Source organism: Gluconobacter thailandicus F149-1 = NBRC 100600, from assembly GCF_000964465.1.
In the GTDB taxonomy this organism is placed as follows: Bacteria; Pseudomonadota; Alphaproteobacteria; order Acetobacterales; family Acetobacteraceae; genus Gluconobacter; species Gluconobacter thailandicus.
In genome coordinates, this window is sequence record NZ_BANH01000006.1 from 55785 (window position 1) to 63558 (window position 7774).

Sequence of the window (7774 nt, forward strand, 5' to 3'; positions counted from 1 at the left end):
GCTTCCATCGTGCGCGCACATCCGACCTTTCGTTCCATGCCTGCCCGACGCCGCAGTCGTCTGGCCTGCCTGCTGCTTGCGGGAACCACGCTTCCTGTATTCGCCGCAGCGGCCGACCCTTCCGTTGTCCCGCAGACGGTGTCCCGAAAAGCCACGTCTGCTTCGAAAGCTTCGACTCCGACCGTCCCGAACGACGAAGAAATCATCGTTAAGGCCAAGCACCGGAATCAGATGGAAGTCACGAGTGGTGGGCAGCTTGGCGCTCTGGGAAACAAGAAAGGCCTGGATGTGCCTTTCAACATTCGCAGCTATTCCTCCAGCCTGATCCTGAACCAGCAGTCCCAGACGCTCGGACAGGTTCTGGAAAATGACCCGTCCGTTCGCACGACATATGGGTATGGCAATTTCTCGGAAATGTTCGTCATTCGTGGGTTTGCCGTGAATGGAGACGATGTTGCCATCAATGGTCTGTACGGCATCACCCCCCGCCAGCTTGTTTCGCCTCAGCTTTATGACAGCGTACAGGTTCTGAACGGAGCCAGCGCGTTTCTGAATGGGGCTGCTCCAGGCGGGTCCGCCATTGGCGGCAACATCAATCTGATGTTCAAGCAGGCAACGGATGCCCCAATCACGCGCCTCACGGGCGATTACACCAGCAGCGCAATGGGAGGCGGCAGCATTGACGTGGGCCGTCGCTTCGGCGCGGACAAGCAGTTTGGCGTCCGCCTGAATGTCGCAGGCCAGTCCGGTGAAGATTCCATCAATAATGAATATCGTCACTCGACCGCTCTGGGTGCCGATTTTGACTGGCGCAGCCGGGATAACCGCACGCGTATCTCGATGGACATGAACTATCAGAATCAGGGCGTGGATGGCGGCAGGCCCGCGGTCTTTCTCAGCAGTACAGCCACATCTGTTCCCCGTCCCGCGTCGCCGTCTCATAATTATGGGCAGAAATGGGCCTATAACGATCTGAATTACGTTTTCGGGATGCTCAATATCGAGCATGACCTTTCAAGGCACGTCACACTTTATGGTGCTTTTGGCGCGCTACATGGGGATGAGAAAGGCAACTACTCAAGCCCAACAATAACAAACCCCACCACGGGTGCCGGAACTGCAGGCAGCATGTATGTGCCGTATTCCCAGACCAACGAGAGCACCCGTGCTGGTGTTCGGGCGCATTTCCGAACCGGTTTCATCAAGCATGAAATCAATGCGGGCGGATCGGCTCTCTGGGAAGATTCGGGCGCAGCCTATTCAATGGCCCTTACGCCGGTCGCCACCAATCTTTACGCCACGCCACAGGTAGCCTCTCCGGCTCATACCTTTGTTGGCGGTGTTCTGGACAATCCTCAAACCACAAGCTGGACGCGCCTCTACAGCCTGTTCTTCTCGGATACGATGACCTTCCTGAACGGCCGCGTCGCACTGACGGGCGGTTTCCGTTACCAGAACATGCTGATCAATGGCTATTCCTACAGCACAACGGGTCGAGGGGCGCTGTCTTCGCATTACGATCAGGATGCCATCACCCCCGTTGTCGGGTTAGTCATTCACCCGACACGGCAGACATCCCTGTATTTCAACCGGATTGAAGGTCTGGCCAAAGGGCCGGTTGCGTCAGGCAACGTCATCAATCTTGGGGAAGTCTTTCCGCCCTACAAATCCACCCAGTACGAAGTGGGTGCAAAATATGACATCGGACGGTTCAGCGCCGGTCTCGCCTTTTACCAGATTGGCCAGCCCAATGCATATTCAGAGGCTGTGGGAAACACCGGCAATTACGCTTATCGCGTAAATGGCCTCCAAAGAAACCGGGGCATTGAGTTGATGGTCAATGGCGAAATTCTGCCAGGACTACGCTTCAATGGCGGCGGCACACTGACCCAGGCGGCCCTGCGCCAGACGGCGGGCGGGAATTACAACGGCAACACTGCCATCGGCGTTCCGAATTATACGATCAATGGCAATCTGGAATATGATCTGCCATTCCTGAAGGGAGCGACCGTCGTGGGGCGGGTGGTCAATACGGGCAAGCAATGGGTAAACCAGGCGAACACGTTGCATATCCCAGTCTGGACGCGGTTCGATCTGGGCGCACGCTACACCTTCACGACCTGCCACAAGCCGGTCACGCTGCGCTTCGGTGTCGATAACATTGCGAATACCCGTTACTGGTCTTCAGCCTTTAACGGCTATCTGCTTCAGGGCCTGCCTCGGACATTCAAGTTCTCCTTCACAACCGATCTCTGATTTCACATCAGATCACAGATACAAAAAACGCGCCTCCTTGGTTGGGTGGCGCGTTTTTCATGTCCGGGTTTGCAGAAAACTCAGAACGTAATGCCCGTTTCAAAATCAAACAGCAGTGCATTCTTGTACCGGTTGGTCCCACCCGGATGCATGATGTACTGCGCACCCGGACGGATCACGAGCCAGGGCGTCGGACGCCAGCCATAGTTCAGCTCGATGGCATGTTCTTCGGAAGGCTTGTACAAACCCGTAGCGCCCGCAGCCTGCATCTGACGTGCCCAGATGGTCAGCTTCGGGTTCACCCACAGCATTTTCATGCCAAGACTGATCGTATCGTTCGGGCGATCCTTGAAAGTCCCCTTACGTGTGATGCCCCATGTGATGAAGTAAGGCGCAATCGCCGTGCGCGGGTCACCCCATGTGAACGAACCAAAGAAGGACGTTCCACGGTTTGGATCAGCCTTGTCACGCTCGATCATGCGATCAAACTGGAACCAGCCCCCGAAACGGCCGCGAACCTGCTGGGTCGGAGCTGAAATCAGATATTCCGTCGGAACACCGAAGGTTCCCAGCTGGGAATAGACATTCTTGACCTGGGAAGAGTCCCAGTAGCCACCAATCTTGATGTTGGTCTGCAGAGGACCGCTGTAATCGTCCTTGCCACCCTGATGCCAACCAAGCTGGAACGGAACATAGGTGCCCGTTGCACCATGGAGATTCATCTTCCAGCCATTATGCGTATTGGCAATCGTCGGATCGACCGAATACGCGCCGAACTGGATCAGGTAATGATTGTTGCCAGCCGGATAGAACTTCACCCACGCCCCCGGATGCGCCGTCGGGTAATATCCGTAGCCCGAGTTCATTGCGATGGACTGCGGCATACCGCAAATGGCGTTGGACTCGAACTGGCAGTACTGACTCATGCCCCAGTACATGGAAGACTGCTCGAAATCGTTCTCGGTATTGATTTCACCGACTTCCGTGGAGACGTAACGGTTCCACGGCATTTCCCAGGACAGACGGGTCAACCGAACGGTCTCACCAGATCCGAAAATCTGCTGTGGACTATCGAGCGCCGGGAGTTTGGCACCAATACCCAGACCCTGTCGGGCCGTACTCAGAAAGTGAAAGAGGCCAAGATTCCAGCCAGTCAGTCGCTTCAGATCAAGGTCGATGTTCAGGCCGAACTCATCCGCATAACGAACGGTCTTGGCCTTGCCGCCCATCGGATTTCCCGCACTGTCCTGCAGGAAGTGACCGCCGATATTGATACCTTTTTCCGTAAGCCAGGTCCGGTACCCGCCCCAGTCACCCGTCATGGTGCTCTGGGTCAGCCAGTCATGGAAGCTGGCCGGGAAGAAACGGTTTTCCGTCGTATCGGAAGGCCGCACATCTGACAGATGCGAAGGGGTCGGAGCAGGCTTGACCAGCAGGGGATCTGGCTGGATGGATTTGGTCCGAAGTACCGGATGACCAGCACTATTATGGGCGCGTGGCTGGCCTGTCTGGCCCTGGTCGGATGCAGAAGCCGTCTCGGCGTGTGCAATCTGGGATGTGGATAGCGCCGTCCCCAACAGACAGGCCATCCCCAGAGCCTTCGTCAAACAGCTTCCAACCTTCTGCATCTTTTCCCGCGTCTCCCTCTCACGTCGCCTGAACTGGGAATCATGAATGACGTCCCATACAGGCCGAGAGCGGTCCGGAATAGAGAGAGGAAGACGACCGTTTTCCTAATCAGCTCTTCGCGAGATTTTGCGACAAATTATGTCGAATAATTTTCCTAGGTTTTCTCCCAAATTACAAAAGGTTCACCTCTGCAAATCTGCAGAAAATTTCTTGTTCACAGTTATGTGTTGTTGGTCCCAACGCCGGGTCAAAGGCTCCACACAGGCCAGAATCACCACGATCGCAACGGCAATTTCACACAGTGTCCGGAACAAACCAGCATAAAGAACATTGCCGGCAGACGTGCCAACATCGGCTGGCATGGCAGCCTCGTTCGCAATCACGCTGCCCACATACATGGCAATACCCCAGAGCAGATAGAGGCCGCCCATCATGAACCCACCCAGCCGGGCCGGTGCATAGCGGGCGATGATGGCGAGACCCAGACCGTTGGTCAGCAGTTCTGCAAAAGACAGAAGTCCGTAGCCCACGACCATGATCCAGGGAGAAACAAGCCCCGTCGTTGCGGCCGTCACAAACCACCAGATACCAAAAGCCGCCGCAACCATCGCGTAACCAATCAGCATCTTGCGCGCGATGGACAGATCACGCCCCTGCGCGCCAAAGCGATTATAAAGAAAGGCAAGCACGGGGCTGAGCACCATGATCCAGATCGAATTCAGAGCCTGGAACTGCCCCGCCGACATATGAAAGAGCGTCACACCGGCAATCTTGAAGTCACCGGACACGTCCCGGAGGGCATAAAGCGTCAGGGACGTGATCATCTGCTGATAGTAAATCAGATAAATCGTCCCCTGGAGGGACAGCATGTAGGTCAGTTTCAGGCCAGGCCGTTCTTCCTTAGGGGCCCGGACATACAGCACGGCCCATATGACAGCCAGTCCAAGCCCCGCGATAACAATGCAAAGCCGCGCAAGGCCATCGCTGCTCAGCACCCATGCATTGAAGACAGTCAGAAGAAGAAGCCCCAGCCCGACCAGACCAAACCGGCTGAGTGGGATGCCTTTCTGTTCGATCGGGCTCGCCGTGTAATCCAGCCAGTTAGACCGCCATAGATAATAGAGCAGCCCGATCACCAGACCACCGGAGCATGTAGCAAAGGCAACTGGCGCGCCATAATGCACCTGCAACCACGGCGTCAGCAGCATCGACACTGTCGAGCCGACATTCACGGACATGTAGTACAGCGTGAATGCAGCATCCAGGGCAGCATCATCGCCTTCATAGATACGCCTGACCAGATTGCCAGCATTGGGTTTGAACAGGCCATTACCCGTAGAAATAAGAGCCATTGCCAGCAGAAGAAGCGTCGTTGAATTCAGGGACGCTGCAAGACAGGCATAGCCGAGGGCAAGGGAAATGGTTCCCATGACAACGGTCCGTCGCGTTCCTAAAACGCGGTCCCCGAGAACACCGCCAAGCGCTGGCGTAATGTATGTCAGAGCGGAAAAGGCACCCATCATCAGATTGGCCGCCGTGTCTGCCATCCGGAGCTGTTGAACCATGAACAGCGTCAGGACAGCCTGCATTCCGTAATAGCCGAACCGTTCCCACAGTTCGATGGCCAGCACGACAGTGAAGGCCCGACGGCGCTGCGCCGCCGGCGCCTGGACGGCGGTAGAAGAAGAAAAGGACGCCATGAAATACCCGTCAAAAGCAAAGACGGGCCTTACCTTACGGCAAATGCCACTCCCCGGCGAGGATGAGAGCATGCGCTCCAATGATACTCAGAGCCACGACGAAGATAATGGCAAAAATCCCGCCAATGATCTGCCGCCATGGCCAGTCTGGCAGGCGCGCCTTCGCGCGCCGGACCATCCCCATCCTCAGGCCTCCTGAGCTGCAAAAAAGGCTTCAAGCTCGGGAGATACTGTGCCGATGTGAACCTGAAGGGTTACAAACAGATCGCCCGCCGGATGCTTCTTGTCTGCACCAACACCGCGCCCTGCCAGCCGCAGAACCTTCCCGCTGTCAGAATGCCTGGGCACCTTCACCGCCACATCACCCTTCGGGGTCGCCACAGTCACCTTGCCACCAAGAACAGCCGTCCGGAGATCGACAGTCTGGGTCATGCGAAGGTTACGCCCGTCGCGAACATAGCGCTTGTCGGGAGTGACACTGATTGTCAGGAGCGCATCGCCTGGAACCCCAGGCTGCCCATCCATCCCCGGGCGACCCGGTGCACCTTTGCCCCGGACACGCAGGGTCTGGCCGTCTTCCACGCCGGGGGGCACACGCACTTCCGTATGGCCACCTTCTCCCAGAGCGAGATCCAGCGAAGTGCCAAGAACCGCCTGTTCGAAACTGATCGTGACAGTAAAGCGTCGGTCTGACCCTTTGGAGGCCCGCCGGCCGGCAGAACCGCCGGGGCGGAAGTCCCCACTGAAACCACCACCGCCAAACATGTCCGAAAAGAACGCGCCGAGGTCTTCCTGATTGAAATTGCCCTGGAAACCATGCGCACCACCGCCCGGGCCACCGCCGAAACCAGCACCACCAAAGGGACCGCGTTCCTGCCCTTCCGCATCAATCTCGCCACGGTCGAAGCGCTCGCGCTTTTCCTTGTCCCCGATGATGTTATAGGCCTGACCTACAGCCTTGAAACGCTCTTCGGCATCCTTGCTGTCAGGGTTATGATCGGGGTGATACTGCTTGGCCAGCTTTCGGTATGCGCTGCGGATTTCCTTGTCCGTCGCCGTCTTGGAAACACCGAGAACCGAATAAGGGTCTTTCATCTCACCTCCGCATCATCTGCCGGGCCATCATCCAGCAGGTCAATCAGGACTGCGATAACAACGTCACGCGCAAAACCGGCCTTAACGCCGTCCGCGATCAGGCTTTCCAGTTTAGGGCTGAGGTAATCCTCAGCGGGATGTCCATCCTGTGCCATATGTGTTGTTCCTCCGTTATCCACAGATGTGTGACGCCAGTGGCTTCGGGTCAATGACTGAGGACAAACTCTGCAATATGCGGGACAAGTTTCGGGTCCAGAGGCACATTTGGATCTGTATAGGCCTTCATGAAATCCGCTTTGGCAGTGCCGTGAACATCCTTCAGCATATGAATGGCATCAGGAAGATAGAGTGCGTCCGCCTTTGGCGCTGCGGCCTTGAGGGGAGCGAAGTCGGCTTCCGGACTGATCTGTGTGTCCCGACCACCCTGAACCAGCAGCATGGGGCCTTGATAGGCTGCTGCCAGTTTCACGGGGTCATAGTGCATTTCATCAATCAGGTAATGCTGGACCGCTGGCCGGAACATAAGACGCAAGCCCGGATGCAGCGTCTGTGGATCAACAGTTTTTCCTGCCTCGAGATCATCAATCGCGCCATCGATCTGAGGCTGAATAACTTGCGCGCCAGGTTCAGCATGAAGCTGACTCCGGAGGACTTCCCCCGGTGGCCGCCCCTGCGCAGACAGCAGGATCAATCCACATAAGGGCTTCACCGAGGAAGCCGAAGCAAGTGCGACAAGGGCACCCTCACTATGGCCCGCCACCCAGACACAGGAAACGCCCGTTTGATGCTGGATCGTGCTTATCCAGCTCTGCACGTCCGTGACGTAATCATGAATTGTGACGTTATTCGCATCCGGAATAGCCCGGGCACTTCCGAACATGCCCCGCTTGTCGATGCGGACGGAAGAAATCCCATGTTCTGCCAGCCCTTCGGCAAGAAGCCGGAGCGTTCCCGGCCGTATCTGAGAGAGAGTATTTCCGTTTCGATCGGTAGCACCAGAGCCAGGAATCAGGAGAACAACCGGTTTTTTCGTCCCGGCATCCAGAAAAGTGCCTGCCAGTCCCCCCTGCGGTCCAGTCGCCTCGATAGCACTT

The 7774-nt window shown here is 56.7% G+C and carries 7 protein-coding genes; 1 reads left to right on the forward strand and 6 read right to left on the reverse strand.

The window, feature by feature from the left end:
• The first annotated feature begins 9 nt into the window (after window positions 1-9).
• Window positions 10-2256 carry a TonB-dependent receptor gene (locus B7444_RS02500; RefSeq protein WP_007283862.1) on the forward strand — a complete coding sequence of 749 codons (2247 nt, stop codon included), beginning with the start codon at window positions 10-12 and terminating at the stop codon, window positions 2254-2256.
• Window positions 2257-2336: 80 nt separating this feature from the next.
• Here B7444_RS02500 and B7444_RS02505 read toward each other — a convergent pair whose 3' ends face one another.
• The 6 genes from B7444_RS02505 to B7444_RS02520 all read right to left on the reverse strand — a co-directional run.
• A complete protein-coding gene (locus tag B7444_RS02505; protein ID WP_007283861.1) occupies window positions 2337-3884 on the reverse strand; it encodes a carbohydrate porin in 1548 nt (515 codons plus the stop codon).
• A 183-nt stretch (window positions 3885-4067) separates the two neighbouring features.
• On the reverse strand, window positions 4068-5585 hold the full coding sequence (locus B7444_RS02510) for a peptide MFS transporter (RefSeq protein WP_007283860.1): 1518 nt from the start codon (window positions 5583-5585) through the stop codon (window positions 4068-4070).
• A gap of 34 nt (window positions 5586-5619) precedes the next feature.
• Window positions 5620-5769: a hypothetical protein gene (locus B7444_RS16710; RefSeq protein ID WP_016737795.1), complete on the reverse strand. Its 150-nt coding sequence runs from the start codon at window positions 5767-5769 to the stop codon at window positions 5620-5622.
• Window positions 5770-5771: 2 nt separating this feature from the next.
• Window positions 5772-6680 (reverse strand): DnaJ C-terminal domain-containing protein, encoded by a 909-nt coding sequence (locus tag B7444_RS02515; protein WP_007283858.1) that lies wholly within the window; start codon window positions 6678-6680, stop codon window positions 5772-5774.
• Window positions 6677-6835 carry a hypothetical protein gene (locus B7444_RS16715; RefSeq protein WP_015073331.1) on the reverse strand — a complete coding sequence of 53 codons (159 nt, stop codon included), beginning with the start codon at window positions 6833-6835 and terminating at the stop codon, window positions 6677-6679. Before B7444_RS16715 ends, B7444_RS02515 begins: the two co-directional genes overlap by 4 nt.
• 50 nt (window positions 6836-6885) lie before the next feature.
• A partial coding sequence (locus B7444_RS02520; RefSeq protein ID WP_048855110.1) for an alpha/beta hydrolase occupies window positions 6886-7774 on the reverse strand: 889 nt, incomplete at its 5' end.